Raw genomic sequence first — 21,905 nt, 5'->3', positions numbered from 1 at the left:
GTCTCTCAAATTCTGACAAGTCAGGGACTTTGAACCCCTAAAATTGGCAGCTTGAGGCGCAGAAGCACTAAACACCAAAGCGAAAAAACTTCATCAAATAGACGTTCTGTTAGAGAGATGTTTTCTGGTTGATCTGTCTCAACATCAGGTCACTCGTCGAATTAGCGTCACGCCATCTCGCAATGGCAACAACACCTGCTCAACTCGCAAATCAGCCTGAGCCACTTGATTAAAGTGAGCGATCGCTGCTCCATTGGCGGAGGGATTCGATAGATAGGGTTGTCCTTGTAGCAGAGTGTTGTCAACGCAGATCAAGCCATCCGACGTGAGCAAACTAGAGTCGAGCAGCAGTTGGAAGTACTGAACATACTCCTTTTTGTCAGCGTCAATGAACACGAAATCGAACGATTCACCTGCCTTAGCTAACGTTTGTAATGTCTCTAGAGCGGGCGCGATCGCAATCTTAATTTTGTGGCCGTGAGGAGAGCGATCAAACAATTCCCTTGCCAGACCTGCAACATAGGAATCGACTTCACAAGCTAGTAGCGTTCCGTCAGGGGGAAGTGCCTCGGCCATTGCTAAAGCGGAATATCCGGTGAACATGCCAATGTCAAGAATGCGTCGCGCTCTGGTCATTGCGACAAACATCTTCAACGCTTGCCCCTCGACGTGCCCTGAGAGCATTTCTTGTTCGAGTTGACGTACGGTTTCACCCTCGCTAAATCGTTGGCTCCAGCGCTCGTTTTGGGTGCGTGTCGCGATCGCTGCCAGGTCGGACGATTCTACTGTAGTGCAAGCTTCTACATAGGGATCGAGTCCCGAAGCGAGTTGATAGGCCGTTTGTAAGTTAGCCATTAGATCAACCGGGAGATGGCATTGAGTCGCCTGAGTGACGATCGCTTCAAGCTGATCGACCAAAATCCCCATTGGAGTCACCGGACGCACCGGATCGCCTGCAATTCGTGAAATCGTGCCTGTCATGATGCACTCCCCACTAAGTCAGACTGGGTGCTGCCAATGTAAGCGTCTACCCCTGCGCCCTGACGCGGATAGGTCTGACACCGTTGTTTGTGTTGAGCAAGCGCGGCTTCAAGTTCTGGTCGGGTGAAGTCATTGACAAAAAAACAGTCTCCGATCGGGCGAGGCATGGCGGCTCGTTGCAACCCATCTCGTGTTTGAGTGATCGATTGAGTCGCATACCAGAGCAAATCGCCATCGAGTAAGGGATGATCGATCGCCAATCCCAAACGGCTCATCAGGGTGAGAATGCGATCGCGCTCCAGGTCAGAAATGTATCCCCGCTGGGCAGCGATCGTGGCAGACAGAGCCATGTCAATGTTGACGGCGTGACCATGCAGTAAAGGAACACTGGGCGCAAGTTCTAACGTCGGACTCCAGGTGTGACCGTAGGCAATGACGCGATCGAGCATCAGTTCATGCAGGTTAGGCGTTTCTAATTCCAACATGGTTTTGATCGATTCGTAGGTGATGCGATGGGCTGCTGCTTTCAGGGCTTCACTGCCACCTAGATAGCCAAAATGGGTACTTAATAACGCTTCGGCATGAGCATCGAGCAAATTGAAGACATCTGCATTGGCGACAACGGCGATTTTGACTAACTCTGCCATCCCGTTTCGCACCTGGTCGATCGGCAGCGTTTTGAGAAACGAGAAGTCGAGTAAGACTTGCTTGGGCGGGTGATAAGCTCCCAGACGGTTTTTGAGTTTGCCGTGATTGACTGCGACTTTGATCGCGACTCCGGCATCGATCAGCCCGATCAGCGTCGTCGGTACGCGAATAAAATTGGTGCTGCGGCGATAAGTGGCACAGGCAAAGCCAGCCACATCCAACACAAGTCCCCCTCCCACCACTAGCACAGGCTCTTTACGTACCAGACCAAAACTTGCAAAAGCATCAATGATCGCCTGCAATGTCTCCATTGTTTTGGCAGGTTCCTCGATCTGGATGGCAAAAATCGTCAAATCGATGCCGTAGTATCGAAAATATTCCTGCATTTGCAGACTGTAGAGCCGATTGACAGTGTGATCGACGACCGCCAGACAGCGCCCAAAACTTTGGTAGCTCTGAGCCAAAACCGCATTCTCAATCTCAAATACGCCCTCGACAAGCTGCAAATCAAATTCGATCTTTTCGTAGCCCTCCACATGAAAAACCGTATCCGTGGCAGTGCATTTCGCTTCAACAATACTCATGAGTTTTGATGGATTCAAACAAAAACTTGGGCAAAAACTGGAGGTGGAGTGCGATCGCAAGTCAGGTCAAACCCGTTTCTTTGCAAATAGCATTGCCACAAAAGATTGCGTAGATGCCAACCACATAAAACGCTGTACATTTCTTGCAATCACTATCCCTGCAATCATTAGTAGATATAAGTCAGAAAGGTTGTTTTTGGATTAGCAGCAGGTTAAATAACCCATTGATCCACACCGAGATCGTCTGAGCGATCGATATTTTTAGCTATCACTCAACGAGTTGCCAAAAACTTCATCACCACAAACACTGTCAGACGAATTGACTTCGCAAAGTGCCAGTAGATCACGAGTCCAAAGATTCCTGGGATTTGACGCATGAAAGACAGCCAGAAACTATTAGTACATTAGTCAGCAGATTTGCGGGGGGGCACATCCAAAAGGAATAGATCTCACACACTATAGAAAAAATTAATCTTTTTTACTCAACAAAGAATGAATTCTGGTCGGTTTCAAATTAGCCTGGCGGTTAAAAACGCAGCTAAAGAACAAAATCTGCGCAAATTTCCAAACCCCTGGATGAATCTAGGCTGTGAAGCTAACAGCACGCTAGCCTCAACGGCCGATCGCTCACGGCCAAAATGCTCTGCCCTCTAAATCCTCCATTCTGAGGAACTGTTCAGAGAGAAAGATTTCCAGAGCTTAAGGATCGTGAATTAACGTCAGTTCGATGAGAGTGACTCACTTCGTTTCAATCAGCTTCAGCCCCCTAAATCCCCCAATTTTGGGGGACTTTGAACGAGAGATCTTGTCCAAAAGTCCCCCAGAATTGGGGGGTTGGGGGGCAGAAGTGCTGAATAACGGAGCGGAAAAACTCCATCGAATTCACGTTGAATTAAACAACCTGTAATTCTCGCGGTTTCGCGTCGTTTGATTCGGCTTCTGTCCCCTCAATCCCCCAAATTTGGCGGACTTTGAACTGCGAAACTGCCTTAAATTCTAGAATGTCTGCTTTCTCAAAGTCCCCCAGACTGGGGGATTTAGGGGGCGAAGCAACCAGGCAATCATCGATTCTATTCCATTCTCATTCCTAAGCAATTTCTCAAGGGTTCAAAGTCCCTCAATTTTAGAGGATTTAGAGGGCAGAAGCCGATCGGAGTGAAATCAACTGTCTGACCAATGTCACCAACTCGATCGGGTCAACAGGCTTCGCCAAATGTTTCTGAAATCCTGCTTTTAGGATCTGACGCTCATTGGCTTCTCCCGCATAGGCAGACAGCGCGATCGCTAAAATTTGACGACTTGTTGGAAGATCGGAGCGAATCTGCTCGATCAGCCCATAGCCGTCCATGTCGGGCATTCCAATGTCGCTGATGATCACATTAAAGGTGTCCTGCTTGAGAGACTTAAGCGCTGCCCTGCCGGATGAAACGCTGGTGACGATCGCGCCTTCTTGCTCCAACACAAACTGGACTAGCTCACGCGCATCGGCTTCATCATCTACGACCAAAACGCGCAGACCTTGTAGTGACGTAAAGATTGCTCGATTGCAGACAGTCTGAATGGAAGACGCACCAGGAATGAGCGGTAGCCAAACGGTGAAGGTCGCCCCTAGCCCTTCGCCCTGACTGCTGACTTGGACGGTGCCGCCGTGAAGTTCGACGAGTTGACGAACGATCGCCAGCCCCAATCCCAGACCGCCAAACTGTCGAGTCGTCGAAGAATCGGCCTGCTGAAATCGCTCAAACACCTGAGATAAAAAGTCTGGACGAATGCCTTTACCCGTATCAATCACCTGAATCTGAGCCGTACTGTCTACCTGAGTGACCTGAATCTCGACTCGCCCGCTGTTGGGCGTAAACTTGACCGCATTGGTGAGTAGATTCCAAACGACTTGCTGTAAGCGCCCCGCGTCGCCCAATACGCTGAGAGTTGGCTCTAGTTGAGATTTTATGGCGATCGATTTAGCCTCCGCTGCCAACCGTACGGTCTCGATCGCCGCCTCAACCACGCTGGTCAAATTCACAGGTTCAGAAGCCAGGGTCAGCTTGCCGCGCAAAATTCGAGAGACATCAAGTAGATCGTCGATAAGCTGCGTTTGAAGTTTGGCATTGCGTTCGATCGTCGCCAAGGCCTGTTGTGTTTTGGCAGCATCACAGTTGCCTGTTTGCAGAATTTTAGCCCAGCCCAAAATCGGATTGAGCGGCGTACGAAGCTCGTGGGACAACACCGCTAAAAATTCGTCTTTGATGCGATTGGTACGAATTAATTCGGCTTCGATTTGTCGGCGTTTGGCTTCGACCTGTTTGCGCTCTGAGATGTCTCGACAGGTAATCACGCCCCCCGTCACTTCTTGACTCTGGTCAACCACCGGAAACCCACTAATACTGATCCAGCGTCCTTCTCTGGTCAGATCAGGGCGAACAAAGACCTCGACATCATTGACCGCTTCTCCTCGCATAGCCCGATATAGTGGAAGCTGCTCAGACGGAAAGAAAGTCTGTTGATCCGGCAAATATAGCCCATAGGTGTGTGACCAGTCTTCACAGAGGCGATCGTTAGAGAGCCGACCAAAAATGCGCTCTGCCGCCTGGTTAAATAGCACAAACTCTCCATTGGAATTGGCCAAAATCAAGCCATCTCCGATACTGTCGATGATCACTTGCAGGAGTCTGGTTTGTTCTTGTAGGGCGATTTCGGCGTGCTTACGATCGGTGATGTCGGTGTGGGTTCCGAGCATTCGTAAAGGGCGACCGTCAGCATCCCACGCGACGATTTTACCTAGAGACAAAATCCAGATCCAATCGCCAGACCGTTTGCGTTGTCGAAATTCTACGCGGTATTCGCTGCGATCGCCTGCAATGTAGTCTTCATACACGCGGCTAACTGGTTTCCAATCATCGGGGTGTAATCGATCGCGCCATTTTGCATTCGTTTCCTCAAACGTTTTGGGATCGTAGCCAAGCATTTGAGCATATTCGGGAGACACGATCGAGGCTCCGGTTTGTACATTTAAGTCATACCAGCCCTGGTTTGCAGCCGTTAGCACCAGACGTAATCGTTCTTCGCTCTCGCCCAAAGCCGCCTCAAATTGTTTGCGCTGAGTGATCTCTTCTACGACGATATTGACACCGACGACTCGACCCGTTGTGTCCCGCAGGGGAAACCAGTTTTCGTTCCAGGTGCGCTTAACGCCCGGTTGGGAAAAGGTTTCTCCGTTAATTTCTAGATCGAGCAGCGGTTCTCCCGTTTCAAAAATGTGACGAAAGAGCGACTCTGCGGCATCAGCTAAATCAGGGACAATCTCTCTGACGCTGCGCCCCAAATGCGCCTCTACAGAAAGTCCATTGATCTCGGCCAGCCTTGAATTGATGCGAACAAAGCGCAAGTCACAATCAAGAACTGCCAACCCGATCGGAGCCGTATTGTAAATCACCTCAATTTCTTCAAACTGTTCATGAAGTTTGGCTTCAGTCTCCTTGCGATCGGTGATGTTGCGAAAGTAAAGATTCAATCCCTCGCTGGTAGGATAGGCGTGAATTTCTAGCCACATTTGCAACGGCTCATACAGCACCTCAAACTCAACGGGAAGTCCAGTCGCAACGGCTTGACGATAATTTTGTTCGACGATCGTACCGGGTGACCAGTCCCACATTTCCCAGTGTGTTTTACCGATCATGTCTTGGGGTGACAGATTATTGAGTTTTGCGGTGGTGCGGTTGACGTAGGTGATGCGCCAGTCGTGATCGAGCGCTACAAAACAGTCGGTTGTGCTTTCGAGAATGTCGATCGCGCGTTTTGCGGACTGGTCTAATGCCTGACGCGCCAGATCCGCTTCTTGTCGGACTGCTTGTTCGCGCTGTAACAGGTCTTCAGCTTGGTGTCGCGCTTTGAGGTTGGTTAATGCCGCAGTTGTAAAGCCAGATAAATTGGTGAGAATGCGTTGATCTTCGAGATCAAAATGGCGATCGGGATCATGGGTGACTAGCCAGATCGTTCCTAATGCCTGCTGGTCTGCAATTAAAGGGATCAACAACGCCTCTGCGATCGGTGAACAGGGTTTCTGGGGATAACAAAAATAGCGTTCGGGATGGGTATATAGCTGTGGCTGTCCTGACTGCACGGTTGTTCCACACGGACTGAGAAAAGGCATGATGTCCCCTTCCCATGAGTCCAAACTGCCCGCCACTGTCACCCACCGAAAAACAGATTCCTCACCCAACGTTTCTAACAAACTTATGCCGACGGTATCCGCTTGACAGAGGGGAAGCGCCAGGTGAGTTAGCGTTTTGAGGAGCGATCGGGCATCTCCTGCCAGGGCTTGCGCCAAGGTTTGAAAGGCTCGATTTTCTGCCTCAAAGTTGGCTCGCCTTGAGGAACGCTGCGCCAACAATGGAGTAATGCACACGTCCATCTCAGTCACCGTCGCAGGTGAGTCTAGGGCAATCTCAGGTGAAGGTGAGAGGTCAAAACTCATGGACTTTACCTTGGCACAGTTCCCTTAACACAACTCTTAGTACAACCCTGGATACACTTAATCAATAGAGGACGCAAATTGAATCGGCGATCGCAAATAAGATTTGGCGTTGCTGAATCAGGGGAGGAATCGCCCCAAAGCAGCGGGAAGCCCAAGGTTCAAAATCCCCCAATTTTGGGGATTTAGGGGGTGAAAAGATGGACACTTCCCACAGATTCATCCCTCCAATCAGCAACGCCTAAGATTTTAGTCAGCTATTAAACGTTAGATAGATTCTCGCACGTCTTTCAAAGACAGAACTTCAGCTATCACAATGAAACCGCGAGTCTCTCAGATAGACTACCAGATCTCTTGTGGCTTCCATCGTTATTCCTTTAATCTCCAACTGTTGAAAATATAGCAGGTGCGACCATTTTCTAATATCTGCCGATCGATAGAAATAGAACTTCACCAAAATCAACCGCTCAAACTAGAGTTCTCAAGCAAAAGTTTTTAGTCTCCCTGGGCCTCTTCGATCTCTAAAAGGCTGACAATGACACCCGCGATCGGGATTGCCAAAAAGATTCCCAACAGTCCTGATACGCGCGTCCCCACTAGCAACGCAAAAAACACAACGACAGGATTAAGATGAACGGTACTCTGCATCACGCGCGGCGAAACAAAATTATCTTGTAGCTGTTGCAAAACAACACAGATCGCTAATACCTTCAGCGCTGTCAACCAACCACTCTGCACCAAAATAACCAAACACACCAGACTCACTCCCAAAGTCGCGCCGATACCCGGAATCAAATCAAAAATGCCAACCGTCACCGCCAACAAAAATGGAAACGGAATTTGAAACAATACAAACACTAAAAAAGTTGACAGACTTAACAAAAACGAGATTAATAACTGACCTCGTAGAAATCCTACAAAATTTCTTTGTACTGCGATCGAGACACGGTTGCGATTTTGAGCAGGCACCAGTTTGAGAACCAACCGCCATAGTTTTGCACCATCAATTAGCATAAAAAAGGAAACAACTAAAATAATAATGAAGGTCACATAATTTTGTAAAAGCACGGGCAAAGAACTCACAACCCAATTCAGCCCAAACACAAAGGTATTGCGAATTTGAGCCTCGATCGCATCCAGGTTAAGCGGAATATTTCGGGCTGCCAGCATCGTTTGCATCTGGTCAAGCGGATTGTTGTCCGTGTTGAGCGTTTGAAGGAGCAGCGTCGCTAATTGTTGAATTTGATTGGTCAGCGTCAGCCCGATCGCAATCACCAGCACAATAATCGTAATCAGACTAACTGTAATCACCAGTCCCAAGGCAACACTGCGCCCAACAAATCGCTGCAAAAACCGCATCGGATAATTTAACAACAGCGCCAAAATTGCCGAAAACGCAAACACAAAAATCACATACTCAAAATACTGAAGCAGGGCAACAAACGCCCAACCTGCCGCAAAAAACAGCAAGAAACGCACGATCGCATTCGTACTGATCTGATCCCAAACTGGCTGACGATTGGTAGGTGGTACGTTATCCATGTTTGTTGGTGCTCGATTAATTTGCCCGTTTTACCACTAAACCAAAATTCTCCAAATCACCACAAAGAACGAGTTCTCATCAACCTAAACAATTTGCACCAACAAACGTTACAAAAAACTCATGAATATGACTCATCTTGCTAAAGAAACTGTTAGAGTAACGATCGCTCAAGTCACCAAGTTTTTTGCGCTTTGTCACGTCTCAATCTCAACCCGCCATTGACTGCAATCGTTTGTCACAAATGATTCGATCACATCACTTTTCTGCCATTCTGACTGCTGCCGAGACCCTGATGACTCAATCTCCCGCCGAGCTACTTGGTTTGCTGAGAAGTTGTGTACAATCGGCAGGTCTCAACGCAGTCGGAGAGTTAGCTACGCTCTTTGAGCCACAGGGTGTCTCTGTTGTGTTGATTTTAGAAGAGTCTCACGTCGCTCTACATATCTGGACTGAAACTAGCAAAATCGCAGTCGATATTCATGTTTGTGATTACTATCAAGATAATTTTGACAAAGCCAAACGATTAACCGAGCTATTAGCGATTGCGCTCACGACTAATCACAAAACCGTTCACTGGAGCTATTTACTCGCAACTGGATAAATCAAACCAAATAAGCTAAACCAAAACTCAGCAAAATTGCACCTTACTCAACCCCTTTCTTCTCATGTCTTTAACGCTAACGGAAACAGAACTTAGACAGCTTCGAGCAGGCGATCGCGTGAGATATTACGGAGTTTTGTGGCATATTCGTGATTACAGTACTTACACCGATCCGCAGGGTTATGAGACAGAAGAGTGGTTGCTAAAATCAGAATCTGCGAAAGCCTACTATCTTCTACGTGAGGTCGATCCAGCCAATTTAGAAAAGCCTGTCACCTGGTACATCGCCGAAGCGTTGCAAAATCCCACGATCGTTGAGCCAGGGTCAACCAGAGATTTGTTTCTCACGCTGTCAGAAGATATCCGCTCTAACAAAACGCCCTATCCAGAACTACAAGTTTTTAACCGTGTCTACCAATTTGAGTCGCGCACCGAAGGCACTTACCAATCAGACGACACCCCCACAACGCGCATCACCTGGGATTACTGGGATCAGCCCCATTTGTGGAATCTGGCCCTAGAAGCCTGGAGCGACCCCTTGCGGGTAACTCGAAGAGATCACACCCTGGTCGTCTACTCCACTAAAGAAGTTCACCCCACTGACTTTAGCGACCTACAACGCGCTTACATCGGGGCTTCCTCACTTTCAAGCTACAACGACGAGTCAGACACCCTAGAATCCACCAAACCCTTCACCTCCGATGCCCGCACAATTCAAATCATCATTGCCGCCGCGATCGCCCTCATCGGCATCCTCCTAATCTTCGCTGGCATCTAACTCCTCTCTCCTCCCTCCTCTCTCCTCCCTCCTCTCTCCTCCCTCCTCTCTCCTCCCTCCTCCCTCCTCCCTCCCAATGCCCTCTCTCTTCGTCGAAACCCATCCCCACGGACTCGCCTTCTACATCAATGGAGACTTGCAGTTTGATACCGCAGACGAAGCAATTTATCACGAACATTTAGTGGTGCCTGCGATCGCCCTCGCCTGTCAGCGTTTCCCCAATCAGCCTTTGAGAATTCTCGTCTGTGGCGGTGGTGATGGATTGGCGGTACGCGATATCTTGCGGTTTTCTCAAGTTAGTGAAGTGGCGATCGTAGACTACGATCCAGACGTAGTGGAGTTAGGAAGAACAACCTTTGCACCCTACAATTGCGGCAGTTTAATAGACAATCCTAATAGCGCTTTGGGCGAAAATCGGGTGACGGTGCATACTCGTGAGGCGTTTGAATTTGTGGCGGCGTTGCCCGATCGCTGTTACCACGTTGTTATTTGCGATTTCACGTTCCCCACTTCTTCAGAAGCAACTCAGGTCTACAGTTTAGAATGGTTTCAACAGTTGCAGCGCATTCTCTATCGGGGTGGCGTAATGGCAACCAATGGCGTTTCTCCAGAACGAAACACAACGGGTTTTTGGTGCCTTTATCAAACTATATTGGCAGCAAAACTTCAAGCAAAACCAATGCAGATTGAGATTCCCTCCTTCGATCGTCACGACTACGGAACCTGGGGATTTTTTCTAGCATCTGAATCGCCCATTCTCAAGTCAGAACTCGAATCGATTATGCTTCCCCATTCACTAAACGGAATGCAGAATTCCTGGCGATCGGCGTTTCGATTTCCTAACAAAATTGCCAGCGATCGCCACTCCGTTAGCCTTCATACCTTAAAGCATCCTCAGTTATTTTATTACCTGCTCAATCCATCCAATTGTGATGACTTAGAAGAAGGAGCGATCGACTTCATCGATATTCAAGAAGCTGGATCACATTTGATTAGTACTCAAGATCCCCTGCAATTAGAATCTCTGGCGCAAATTTGGCTAGATAAATTTCAGCAGGCAGACGTAGCCCAAATTCATCAACTTCTCCCCGTTCAGCACCATTCCCATGATTCTAAAATGACCCAGGAATGGTTTGGACATTTGAAGTCACTTTTAGAAGAAATTGATCTCAAACAGCTTGTTGATTGTCTGGTCGATCGCATTCAAGAATTGCCGCCTCACCTCGCAACCGAACTCAAACAACTCAAAGAAAAACTCCGTACTGGTGAACCAATCATCTCTCTTTCTAATCAAGCGAATGAAGTAATTATTTTGCTTTCTGTCACCTTATTGATGGCGAGTTTGGCGGCTCCCGATGCCGTTTTTGCTAAAGGATCTTCCTATTCAAGTGGCAGCAGTAGCTCAGGTAGTTGTTACGATGCAAATGGTAATTATACCTGTTCTAACGGCAGTTTTCCAATTTTTGGATTTAGCTTTTTACTCATAGGAGGCGCATGGCTTTGGGCTATTTTATCTCAGCAAGAAGAGTAATTTGAGATGCAAATTGAAGCTTCAAATCTCATCATTCGTTGCTTAAGTCAAGAAGACTTTTTGACCTGGAATGCCCTTACACAAACCTCATCAGGCTGCTTTATGCAATCCTGTATTTGGGCAGACTTCAAAGAGTTAGAAGGCTACCAAACGTTTCGGTATGGTGTTTTTAATCAAGAGAAACTAGTCGGCGGCTGTCTCTTTTATTATTACCCTCGCCCCCATTCTGCAAATTTATTGATTGCTCCAGGTGCGCCTATTTTATTACCGGGTTTTGAGTTAGAAGCTATGCCCTTAATATTAGAAAAAGCCGCAAAATTAGCAAAAGAAGTAGGCGCGATCGCTCTCCGAATTGAACCCTTAATCTCAAAAAAACCAAACCATCTAAAAGACTTTGTTCGCGCCCCCGCTGACTGGATGCCTTCAGAAACGCTTCTCATTGATCTACGCCCCACCCTCAAAGAAATGCTGACCGCAATGAAACCCAAAGGACGCTACAATCTCAAATTAAGCCAGCGTCACCAAGTCGAAACTCAATTCACAACAGATTCTCAGAGCATCCCTATTTTTTACGAAATTTTTTGGGAAACTGCAAAGCGACAGCAATTTTTGAGCGAACCTTACAAATTTTTTATCAACCTCTGTCAAACGCTCTTTTTAGCCAACATAGCAGAAGTGGGTTTTGCAAAATGGCAGGGCGAAGTTTTAACCGCAATTCTAATTATTTATTGGGGCGATCGTGCCACCTATCTCTACGGCGGACGCAGCACAAATCATCCTCAAGTGATGGCAAGTTATGCTTTACACTGGGCCGCGATGCAGCGTGCAAAATCAAAAGGTTGTCACTTTTACGACTTCTATGGATACACTCGCGATCCACAACACAGCTATGCCAAATTTTCTCAATTTAAAGGACAGTTTGGAGGTCGCATCGTGACTACGATCGGCGCTCAAGACTACTTCTTTTACGACCGTCTCGCTGACACTTTGATCCACACCTGGCAACAGATCACAAACCCAAACTAAAGAATACTTTTTCTCCTATTCCCGTTCAAAATTCACCCCTTATTATGCCGCTATTTTTGCAAACTGGATTCTCTCAAATTGGACTGACAGCCCTCGAAATTATCGTAGGCTTTGGACTTTTCTGGGTAGGACAATTAGCTTACCAAAAACTGTTTCGTCGGCTGGAGTTAAACCTGGAATTGTTTGTTCGAGATAACGTCGCAGTGGCGATCGCCCTCGTCGGCTACTATCTCGGCATCGTGACAGCCCTGGCAGGCGTATTAGATAAGACAGCCGAAACCTGGCAACAACAAATTGTGAATCTGATCAGCTATGGTGCCCTGGTGATTTTGTTGATGTTGGTCGGAGCTTGGATAGGCGATCGCTTGATTTTGCGTCATTGTGACTGCGCCCGTGAGGTCAAAGAAGAACAAAACATCGGGGCTGCTTTAGTAGAAGCGGGCGTTCACATTGCAAACGGTTTGATTCTCAGCACAGCGCTTGCCGGGCAAAGTGGCTCCTGGCTAGTTGGGTTAACTTGTTGGCTAGTGGGGTTGGGCGTTTTGACGATCGCGACGCGCCTCTATCCTCGCATGACCCGCTACAACGTCTTTCGTGAGATTTACGATCGCAACAACCTCGCCGCCGGACTCGCACTCTCAGGCTTACTAATCGGGACGGGCAACATTGTCCGAATCTCATTCGCATCAGAATTTCAAAGCTGGCAACAGAGTTTCATTGAATACGGAACTGTGTTAGTGCTTTGTTTGATTGCGCTGGCGATCGTGCGTTGGATTGCAGATTTGGTGTTAGTGCCTGGAGTAAAAATCTCAGACGAAATTGTTCATCAATCAGTCCCCAACGTGGGCGCAGGATTGATCGAAGCCTTTGCTTACATCGCAAGTTCGTTTTTGATCGCCTGGAGTCTCTAAAATAGCCAACGTTTGCCATCATTGCCTTTCATTCGCAAAGCGCGCCAACAATTCCTCACGAGAAAGTTGCAGCAAGAGAACAGCGTACTCCTCGGTAGGCAGGGCTAGGATCTGAGGAGCGATCGCCCCCAAAGACGCATCCAGTTCACCAAATCTAGCTTTAAGAAGAGCCTCAATGACTTGCTGTTTGCCTCGCTGTTCGCCTCGTTGCTCGGTGGCTTGTTCCCATTCCAAATAAGCTTGTGATAGTACCATCAGAAGTGCCTCATCCTCAGTTTCTAGACCATGCCATTTTGATATGATTGTCCCTTTGCCAACCGATAATCAATCGTCAGACATCTGAAGCAAATCGTGCCAACAATTCCTCACGGGCAAGTTGAGAAAGTTGCAGCAAGAGAACAGCGTACTCCTCGGTAGGCAGGGCTAGGATCTGAGGAGCGATCGCCCCCAAAGACGCATCCAGTTCACCAAATCTAGCTTTAAGAAGAGCCTCAATGACTTGCTGTTTGCCTCGCTGTTCGCCTCGCTGTTCGCCTCGCTGTTCGCCTCGTTGTTCGCCTCGTTGTTCGCCTCGTTGCTCAGTGGCTTGTTCCCATTCCAAATAAGCTTGTGATAGTGCCATCAGAAGTGCCTCATCCTCAGTTTCCAGGGGTTCATTCATCTCGATTGTAACTTTCCAGGCGGTTAGCATCTGTAACGTTTCTGCCCGCCGGGGATCGTCTTGGGGTAATGCAATGACTTCAGCGATCGCGCGTCTCTGAGTGGTGTCTCGACCCAAAATTCTCAGCCATAGGGTTTCCTCAGTTTCGGGAAGTTGATTAATGGAGACGATCGCACTCTTGAGCGAATTGGGCAAAAAATAAATCCCTGCCACCCAATCATCTCTGAGCGTCACCCCAAAATCTTCGAGCAGCGGTCTGGAAACCGCAGAAGCGAGAATCCACAACTGAGACAATTCGGTTTCTGCAAGTCTTGAATCCTGTCGAGTGGCTTTGCGATGTTCTTCTTCTTGTACCCACAAAAGCTTGAGCAAACAAGTCCGAACTTCGGTGCGCGTGGGAGGGTTGCGGAAGGGTTCGAGCAGACAGGGGGTTGCGGCGATTTTACCCAATACGCCCAGACTGGCTGGGTCAACGACTGGAGTGGTTGCAGGCTCAAACCAGACATCAACAAACTTAGACTCTCCCGGCACTTCGAGGCTGCGCTCAACATTGCCCAGGGGCGTAAGTACGGTTTGGAGAAACTGTTTGGCGAGTTGGTCAAAAGGAATCTGAGTCATGGACGGTATCTGGCCGGGGGCGCGCTCCGTGATCGGGTGTCAACAAGGATACGATCGAGGGTTTGGGCCGTCTTGTCAATTGATTCTCAGAAAAGACACTAATTTTGGCTGATGGTTCAAACTGCGCTCAAGAGAACGAAGTCCACCTTCGTAGACTAGAAAAAAGCTTTAGCCTGGAAAGGTTGGTTTTGTCTTGATGGCTGTGTTGCTGAATGCACTTTGCGAAGCTAACGGTAGCTGAGTTTATTGAATCCATGATCTTGATCAAGAACTCTGCTTTTGGGCGATCGTATCGTCAGGCTGCTAGATCCTGTGGGCGGTGAGGGCGTAGCGGCTTGAGAGTAGGCTGGCTGATGGAGTCAGTAATATTGAGGTGTAATCTGGAGTCTATTTGCGATCGCACTGCCTCAAAATTGGGCATTTCTGACCAGCAGGTGCGACAAAACCAGGAGAGTGACCCCCGGTGAACTTGGCGTAATAGTTGATCGGAGCAGCAAGGACAATTAGACATTGTGTTTTTAAGGGAATTAAAAATTGAATATTTATTTCCCTGTGTCCTTTCTAAGGAGCGATCGCGACAGCAGGGATAAAATTCTCAGGGATCACGGTTTGAGACTAAAGTCAGAATCTGAGGAACTTGTGAGGAATCCCTGAGATATGAGTTTTTGCAATCTTTCAACAGCTTTCGCAACATTCCGAGATACAAAACTACTGGAATGTTAAGTTGACGGTAGAAATGTGAAAGACCCTCTCAATCCAATTATAGACCGAAAGCAAGTTAGCTCCTGTGTCAAGTTATACCTCTCTATCTTGAGTAAGAACTTTTTGAGCAAATAGATGCCTCTCAAGATACACAGAGCCGATCGAGGGATCGCATAAAATCCTTTCACAGACGTTCACCTGTCTCAAGAGTGATCTCTGTCACCCACTATTAAAATTTGAGGTTGAGCTATGGATACCACTAGAATTGTTTTAATTGAAGATCATGACCTGACTAGGATTGGGCTGCGATCGGCGCTCCAACGCAAAGAAGGGGTCGAAGTGATTGGTGAAGCAAGAGACGGTAAATCGGGGCTAAAACTGTTGAAATCAACACAGCCAGATGTGGCAATTGTGGATGTAGATATGCCCGATATGAATGGAATTGATCTAACTCACGAATTTAGACAGTTTCAAGCGGCTGGAGAATGCCCCAACACTCGCATTCTGATTATGACGATGCAGGACAATGAGGAGACCGTTTTGGCGGCTTTTGCGGCTGGTGCGGATTCTTATTGTATGAAAGATGCCAGCATCGATCGCTTGACTGAGGCGCTAAGAGTCACGGCTGAGGGCAACGCCTGGATTGATCCTACGATCGCTCGGATTGTCCTTCACCAAAACCAGAGAAACTATGGCGACACCAATCCCAATAGTGGGTCTTCGACGATTACCATCAATCGCATGTCTTCTGAAGATGGTGATTTTGTTCCGGCTTACCCGCTGACGGGGCGTGAGCTAGAAGTGTTGGGGCTGATTGTAGATGGATGCAGCAACGCGCAGATTGCAGAAAAGCTGTACATCACGATCGGCACGGTCAAAACTCACGTTCGCAATATTTTGAATAAGCTGTGTGCTGACGATCGGACTCAGGTGGCGGTGCGGGCACTGCGGACGGGATTGGTGAGATAAGGAAAAACTGGCGTTGCTGATTGGAGGGATGCGTGGGAAGTGTTAATCTTTTCGCCCCCTGAATCGCCCAACTTTGGAGGACTTTGAACATTTGGTTTCCTTCGCTTTGGGGCAATTCATCCCCTGATTCAGCAACGCCGAATTCTAGTTCAAAGTCTTGGATTAGCCGATTAGCTGCACATAGTCCATTCCGCTGCCCGTCGCAAACCAGGTGCTAATATCAGCCGATCGCTCTAGTGAAACGGGAAGGCTCTCTATCAGATCAGCCGATGCGCGAAAGGTCGATCGGTCGTGAACGATCGGGGCACCCTGAGCCAAGTGCAACAACAGGTCTGCGGCTCGGTCTTGGGCAAGTTTTAGAGTTCTTTTTTGCAAGTCGTCTGAGGCATGGGGAGAAGCTGACTGCTCTACTTTGAGGCGATGATGGGCGATCGCGCTTTCGATTTGAGTCTGACAGTCGGTTATTTCTGGGTTTTTGGGCAGTTTTTTGAGGTCGGCTGTGATGTCTCCGGCGATCGTGACTTTGGCAGAAACTTCAACTTCTAACGTCGCTTTGTAGGTCACTTTGAGCTGATCAGCTCGCCCATTGAAGGCTGCGATCGCCTGGGCTTTTTGTTCATTCACCAACTGCACGCTAAACACCGCTGAAAATGGCACATAGCCGGACGATTGAGTTGTACCGAGAATTTCAAACTCGCCTCGTTCATTTTTGAGCAGCAGCGTCACAGATTCGACGACGATCGGGGCCAGTTGTAATTGAATATCAGACGGATGGCATTGAGAGGCAATCGTGTTGCTAATAGCCTCTAACTGTTCTGGAGCGACAGTCCATTCGCTGCTAACCTGAAGTATTGCAAACTGATCGATCGCCATTAGCGATATAGAAGGCAACCCCTGAGAAGTGTGCTGTGAAACGGGAGCGCCAGGAATGTAGTAAAAGCTAGAAGCCTCTGTCGGATTGGGATAGCAGTAGATGCCCTGGTAGTCGAAGCCTTGGGGAAGTGGGGTCATTTTGTTACCTGAATGAGGAGGGAGGAGGGAGGAGGGAGGAGGGAGGATGAAAGCCAGAATTCTTGGTTTACAGTCCCTCAGAATTGGCAGCTTGGGGGGCAGAAGATGTAAACACCGCAGCCAGGAAACTAGATTGAACTGACGTGCTTTAGGGTGAGTTCGTCTGAATCTTGAGAGAGGCAAACGGGGATTGGAGGGTTGACCAGTCTGAGGGAAGGGCACCGATCGTGGGATGGAGACGGTAGCGATAGCCCGATCGAAAGGGAGATTTTGCTAACCAACTCCAGGTTTTTTGGGGCTGAGACGGTGTGAAAAATAGGACACTCATTTCTGATTCGGGGGCACCATCGGGGAGAAGGTCGATCGCCCACAGTTTCACGGCTTCGCTAAACTCACATTCGACGCTGATTTGATGCACACCATACTCTCGAAAGGAGTGAAGTCCGATCTGACAGCTTTTGGCGGGGAAAGGGTCGAGGTGTAGCGTCTGATTGCCTTCTAGAGACTGGGCAAAAATTTCTAGTGTGGCGTTACTGATGTCTCTGGGAAGCGCGATCGCAATCATCGAGTCGGCTGCGGTTAAATCAAAAGTTTGTGTATTGACCTGTTCGGCTTCTTGCCAGCGACAGATTCCTCGAAGTGTGGCTAATGTGAGCAGCGATCGTGTTCCTTCAATCATCAAAAACTTGACTGGAAATTGATCAGGTCTGATCGATAGGCGTTCTCCCTGGTGAGTAATTTCTTCACTTTTGAGTTCTCTTGTTCCAGTGGCATCTTCTAAAACAACTGATGTAAAAAACTTGTATTCCAGCTTTTCGATAGGCGATAGTCGCAGTGTTAACGTTGCTGTGTCGTCAGGTGGAATAAATTGGGCAGAGGCAATTCTCGCTTGAGGACGATAAGGCAGAGCAGGCGGAGATTTTAGCGTGACTCCGATCGCAATCACTCCAAGACGACGATCGGGTAGATTGGCAGAGGCTCTAATCGTCCAGGTGCCCGTCGGAATTGGGGGAACGGTCAGTTCTTGAAAGACGGCTTCTAATCCCTGATTTTGTACCAGTTGACGAGCGGACTCTAACGGATCAAGCGAAAACACGATCGTGCGATAGGCTTGCAACGGTTGAGACAAATCCCATTCAAAGCTGCCGTGATCTGCGGAAGACAGCGCAATGTACGCCCGGCGATCGTCAATCGGCGAGGGAATGAAGGTGCCAAAATAAGCCCGAATCCAATCGGTCATCGCTTCTGCAAATCCCTCCAAAAATCCCTCAAGGGGCGTGGTCGAAATCGCTTCTAACGGCAAGGCTTGAATGTCTTTGCGAAAGAAGTTTAGAACGTCCTCACAGGCGATCTGGCGTTGGGCATTTCCTAAAGCGGCAAGCTGGTTGAGCAAGGTTGCGGGATCAAATCGGACGCGAATCGGCAAGCGGGGAGCAACGCCGATCGTTTCCATTTCAGCCTGTCCCCGAAGTCTGAGGATGTTTCCCGTCAGGGCCCCTTTGAGCGCGATCGCCGTCGATTCGGACAGCTTAAGACTGTAGCGGGCACTCGTTAATCCATTCCACGCCAGCGCGATCGGCACTTTTAGATCGCCAGGAATGTCGTCTACTTCGGGGTAGAGGCGCAAAAAACCAGACTGAAAGCCGATCGGCTCTACGGTCGCTTGAGCATTTTGTTGACGAACCGCAGCCAACGCCGCATCGAGAAAATAGTGGGGCTGTAACCTAAAATCCAGGAGTCCGTAAGGCTTGGGAGGTAAGGTCGGATTTTGTCCCCGAACCAGCGTCAAAGCGAAGTCAGGCTGTGCATCGGGGCGGTTTGCGATCGACACCGCATTCGGCAAAACAAAGCAACCCCCCGTTTCGTAAGCAAAAAAGATCGGCCCCTCTTCTGTCTGGATAGGGTGATGAAAATCAGGAAGTCCTTGCAGTGACATAGGTAGATGATGCTAAGAGGCAGTTTGGACGATCGGAGGCTGAGAAGTTGAGATCCCCCTAGCCCTTTCTAAAAGGCTGGCAGCTTTGTATTCGTGATCCACAGCGTTTCTGAGGTCTCCGATCGCCATTGATTTGCCGGATCTTCGACCCTGGTGCCATCTTTGAGAATCACGAGCGATCGATACTCATAGATACCAGAATCAGCCTCATGTAAAATCAGATCGCGAATCGGAGTCGTAACACTGGTCTGAACGCCATTGGCATCAAGCGAAACATCACGAGTGAAATTGATCGTCGTGCCCAATTTGAGATCAACGCTAATGACATCAATGCGATCGCCAAAGGTGCTTTGTGTGGTGTTAACGCTGATCTTGCGCTTGTAAGTCATTGTCGATTGAGGCAACACGATTTTGTCCCAGATGGCTTTTGAGTCGGCTAACACTTCAACGCCGCTGAGATCGAATGTGACTTGAGGAGGACTGCTGCCTGCGATCATACTAGCGGGTGTAACCGTGAATGAAAGTGACTCTCCGGGCGGTAATACGGCGGGTAACGGGATGCTGAGTAAGCTGATCACTCCATTCACTTGAGCGTTGTCGTGAGTAATCTTTGCGGTGAGTTGATTGATGCGGATGGGACTCTCGATCGCATTCTTGAGCGTGGCTCGAATTGATCCGGTTGCCAGATCAATTTCTTTGCTGTAGTCAAATTTTTCGCCAACCAAATCATTCATCTGAGCAGTAAACGGAATGATCTCAGTGTGTTGGCCGTCGGGAAACGAAACTTGAACTTGTCCTTGAAATAGCTGAGTCGTGGAGCTAAAAATCGCATCGTAAATCGCCTGAAATTCCTCAAGTGAGAGGGTGCGAGAATCGCGAAATCCGGTTCGCAGTTCGACCAACACTTCGGGGCGTTCTTGATAGGCGAGAGACCCATCACTCTGAGGCAAGCCCAGATAGAGACGCGGATTGCTCGCCACCAAAGGCTGATAGACGACTCCGGTGACTCCCGCAGGCAGAGGGTTGGGAATCTTTTTGGTCAACTCACTGGCCGCCGTTTCTAATCGAGCCGCATCGACATAGGGATACGCCCAATAGCCGATCGTCACCCGCACTTCTTCGGAATCGCCCACGGGATGAAACTGAATCGACAACAAAGGATAATGAGGACTCTCAGGACGGCGCACTAACTTGAAACTATCGGGCAAATAATAAAACACATGCCGCTCGACTGGATCTTGGTAATAGCTATGTCCATTAACCTGTTGTAGCGTCGGCTTAAAGGGGGTGTTGTTGCCTGTAATGCTGCTAAAAATATAGGGATGCAGACTGGGTGGAAAAACAAAAGGAAGGCGATTGCTCTCAACATCCAAAACCCGCGTCACTTCTCGAAACTGTGGCTCAACAGACGATCGATACGTCACCCACTGGACTTGCAAATCGTATCCATAAGACAACACTTGTACCTTGGCAAAATTACCGCTATTCGTTCTGACGGCGAATACATTTCCGTTAGTTAACAGATTGCGACGAAAAGCAGTTGGATCATCATCTTCGAGAATCGGGCCTCTCCAAATGGTCTCACCTTTGTTATCAATGGGTCTAAACGGACTAACCCTTTCCCGAATCACATTTGGCTTGAGTTTAGGATTAATTCGCACAACCTCCTGGTCAATCGGTCTGCGAATGGGAATAGTTTGCTTAGGAAATCGCTTGCGGATTACAGAACCATCGATCGGCGTTGTTCCGTAAGCCAAAGATTGCAGTTCTTTGACCGTAATCTCATCAAAGTTGCGGCTTCCTAAATGCACAATTTGAGCGTTGCCACGGGGCACCATTTGCCGCAGCACATTGGTTTCTTGATTCCACCAAACATCGCCCTCGCCGCCCTCAGTGCCCGTGTCAAAGCTAAACGTCCAGGTGCCGCGAATGGTTCCTGTGCCGGACGAAACGATCGCGCTTGCTGTCGTTGCCACATCAGATAAAGGAATGCCCACCCGCGCCGATCGCCGAATCGTCAAAACGGCTGCATAGTCAGAATTGGTCAGAACTTGATAAAGTAAATCGCGCTCTGCGATCGAAGGCACCTGCAACACAGCCTGAATGCCGCCTGATTCTGTAGTAATTTCTTGAAAAATTAGTTCTTTTTGTCCCCCATTCGCCACCCCCGGCACTAAGCGATGCTGCAAAATGACGCTGACCGCGTGGCTGAGTTCTTGAGCCGTTCTCGCAGATTCTTGAATGGCTGCTGCGGGATACTTTTCGAGGTGAATGGTTAGACTCCAGCCTTGAGGACTGGCTCCCAGTGAGATTTGTACCTGTTGATTACGTTCGGCTACTCGATAGCGCGGCAGATAAAACGTTGCGCCATTCGCCTCAAACAGCCCTTCATCTGTGACCGTTGCACTGGGCGAAATTGGGACTGTGATTTGACTACGAGGCACCCCGACGATCGGTTCTCGAATCATGGCAATCCCCGCTGCCAATTCAGGATTGATCCAGCGCACCTTTTCTAATTGGGCAGTCAAGGCAGGTTGTACGACGGGAACGGTCTCGATCGCGGCAACTTCACTGACGAGGGGCATCGGTTCGGCCAGACGAACGGCAGCTTTACTAAAAACAGCATTATCAATCTGACTCAGACGAATATTGGTAAACACGTTGGCTCCTGCGGAATTAGTTAGGGATGAGGGAGGAGGGAGGAAAGGCCTGTTCTGATTTCTGCGTTCAGTTGGCTCGATTCAGCAGTCCGCTACTCTCAAATGCTTCTGCCCTAATTGTGAAAGCACACCCGTCAACAAACAGTACCCACGCGGGGAATTTTTGGACGTTGGACGTTGGACTCTGGACGCTAGACAGGAAAATGGGCGTTGCTGATTGGAGGGATGAATCTGTGGGAAGTGTCCATCTTTTCGCCCCCTAAATCCCCCAAAA

Annotated in this window: 17 protein-coding genes; 7 read left to right on the top strand and 10 right to left on the bottom strand. The window is 48.7% G+C overall.

Annotated elements, in window-relative coordinates:
• Positions 1–144 precede the first annotated feature (144 nt).
• Both ACJ2PR_RS15325 and ACJ2PR_RS15320 read right to left on the bottom strand, forming a co-directional pair.
• On the bottom strand, positions 145–981 hold the full coding sequence (locus ACJ2PR_RS15325) for an O-methyltransferase (protein ID WP_446877633.1): 837 nt from the start codon (positions 979–981) through the stop codon (positions 145–147).
• Positions 978–2,213, bottom strand: a complete 1,236-nt coding sequence (locus ACJ2PR_RS15320; protein WP_446861835.1) for a sedoheptulose 7-phosphate cyclase — start codon at positions 2,211–2,213, stop codon at positions 978–980. Before ACJ2PR_RS15320 ends, ACJ2PR_RS15325 begins: the two co-directional genes overlap by 4 nt.
• Here ACJ2PR_RS15320 and ACJ2PR_RS15315 point away from each other — a divergent pair.
• Positions 2,212–2,418, top strand: a complete 207-nt coding sequence (locus tag ACJ2PR_RS15315) for a hypothetical protein (protein WP_446877632.1) — start codon at positions 2,212–2,214, stop codon at positions 2,416–2,418. The two genes, ACJ2PR_RS15320 and ACJ2PR_RS15315, sit on opposite strands and share 2 nt — an antisense overlap.
• 927 nt (positions 2,419–3,345) lie before the next feature.
• On the opposite strand, the gene ACJ2PR_RS15310 is transcribed toward ACJ2PR_RS15315, so the two are convergent.
• Positions 3,346–6,687, bottom strand: coding sequence for a PAS domain-containing protein (locus ACJ2PR_RS15310; protein WP_446877631.1), 3,342 nt, complete (start codon positions 6,685–6,687; stop codon positions 3,346–3,348).
• A 492-nt stretch (positions 6,688–7,179) separates the two neighbouring features.
• The gene (locus ACJ2PR_RS15305; RefSeq protein WP_446877630.1) at positions 7,180–8,226 is read right to left on the bottom strand and encodes an AI-2E family transporter; all 1,047 of its coding nucleotides are present in this window, start codon (positions 8,224–8,226) and stop codon (positions 7,180–7,182) included.
• A 293-nt stretch (positions 8,227–8,519) separates the two neighbouring features.
• Here ACJ2PR_RS15305 and ACJ2PR_RS15300 point away from each other — a divergent pair, with 293 nt between their 5' ends.
• The 5 genes from ACJ2PR_RS15300 to ACJ2PR_RS15280 all read left to right on the top strand — a co-directional run bounded on the left by ACJ2PR_RS15300 (position 8,520) and on the right by ACJ2PR_RS15280 (position 13,074).
• Positions 8,520–8,828: an S-adenosylmethionine decarboxylase family protein gene (locus ACJ2PR_RS15300; protein WP_446877629.1), complete on the top strand. Its 309-nt coding sequence runs from the start codon at positions 8,520–8,522 to the stop codon at positions 8,826–8,828.
• 64 nt (positions 8,829–8,892) lie between these two features.
• On the top strand, positions 8,893–9,606 hold the full coding sequence (locus tag ACJ2PR_RS15295; RefSeq protein WP_446877628.1) for a DUF4178 domain-containing protein: 714 nt from the start codon (positions 8,893–8,895) through the stop codon (positions 9,604–9,606).
• Between the two features lie 76 nt (positions 9,607–9,682).
• Complete coding sequence (locus ACJ2PR_RS15290) at positions 9,683–11,137, top strand: spermine/spermidine synthase domain-containing protein (protein WP_446877627.1); 1,455 nt, start codon at positions 9,683–9,685, stop codon at positions 11,135–11,137.
• A gap of 6 nt (positions 11,138–11,143) precedes the next feature.
• Positions 11,144–12,163: a lipid II:glycine glycyltransferase FemX gene (locus ACJ2PR_RS15285; RefSeq protein WP_446877626.1), complete on the top strand. Its 1,020-nt coding sequence runs from the start codon at positions 11,144–11,146 to the stop codon at positions 12,161–12,163.
• A 44-nt stretch (positions 12,164–12,207) separates the two neighbouring features.
• Positions 12,208–13,074: a DUF350 domain-containing protein gene (locus tag ACJ2PR_RS15280; protein WP_446861827.1), complete on the top strand. Its 867-nt coding sequence runs from the start codon at positions 12,208–12,210 to the stop codon at positions 13,072–13,074.
• An 18-nt stretch (positions 13,075–13,092) separates the two neighbouring features.
• On the opposite strand, the gene ACJ2PR_RS15275 is transcribed toward ACJ2PR_RS15280, so the two are convergent.
• From ACJ2PR_RS15275 to ACJ2PR_RS15265, 3 genes are all read right to left on the bottom strand, one after another.
• A complete protein-coding gene (locus tag ACJ2PR_RS15275; RefSeq protein ID WP_446877625.1) occupies positions 13,093–13,329 on the bottom strand; it encodes a hypothetical protein in 237 nt (78 codons plus the stop codon).
• 76 nt (positions 13,330–13,405) lie between these two features.
• Positions 13,406–14,353 (bottom strand): flagellar assembly protein H, encoded by a 948-nt coding sequence (locus ACJ2PR_RS15270; RefSeq protein ID WP_446877624.1) that lies wholly within the window; start codon positions 14,351–14,353, stop codon positions 13,406–13,408.
• A gap of 295 nt (positions 14,354–14,648) precedes the next feature.
• Positions 14,649–14,864 carry a hypothetical protein gene (locus ACJ2PR_RS15265; protein ID WP_446877623.1) on the bottom strand — a complete coding sequence of 72 codons (216 nt, stop codon included), beginning with the start codon at positions 14,862–14,864 and terminating at the stop codon, positions 14,649–14,651.
• 440 nt (positions 14,865–15,304) lie between these two features.
• Between ACJ2PR_RS15265 and ACJ2PR_RS15260 the strand changes: the two genes are divergently transcribed.
• The gene (locus ACJ2PR_RS15260; RefSeq protein WP_446861824.1) at positions 15,305–16,024 is read left to right on the top strand and encodes a response regulator; all 720 of its coding nucleotides are present in this window, start codon (positions 15,305–15,307) and stop codon (positions 16,022–16,024) included.
• A gap of 162 nt (positions 16,025–16,186) precedes the next feature.
• Here the strand turns inward: ACJ2PR_RS15260 and ACJ2PR_RS15255 are convergent, their stop codons facing one another.
• From ACJ2PR_RS15255 to ACJ2PR_RS15245, 3 genes are all read right to left on the bottom strand, one after another.
• Positions 16,187–17,035, bottom strand: coding sequence for a hypothetical protein (locus ACJ2PR_RS15255; protein WP_446877622.1), 849 nt, complete (start codon positions 17,033–17,035; stop codon positions 16,187–16,189).
• A 148-nt stretch (positions 17,036–17,183) separates the two neighbouring features.
• Positions 17,184–18,971 (bottom strand): hypothetical protein, encoded by a 1,788-nt coding sequence (locus tag ACJ2PR_RS15250; protein WP_446877621.1) that lies wholly within the window; start codon positions 18,969–18,971, stop codon positions 17,184–17,186.
• 68 nt (positions 18,972–19,039) lie between these two features.
• Positions 19,040–21,631 carry a hypothetical protein gene (locus tag ACJ2PR_RS15245; protein WP_446877620.1) on the bottom strand — a complete coding sequence of 864 codons (2,592 nt, stop codon included), beginning with the start codon at positions 21,629–21,631 and terminating at the stop codon, positions 19,040–19,042.
• Between the last annotated feature and the right edge of the window lie 274 nt (positions 21,632–21,905).

The organism is Phormidesmis sp. 146-33 (assembly GCF_052939515.1).
Note: the sequence above shows the minus strand (reverse complement) of the source record. Positions and strands in the feature narration are given on the sequence as shown.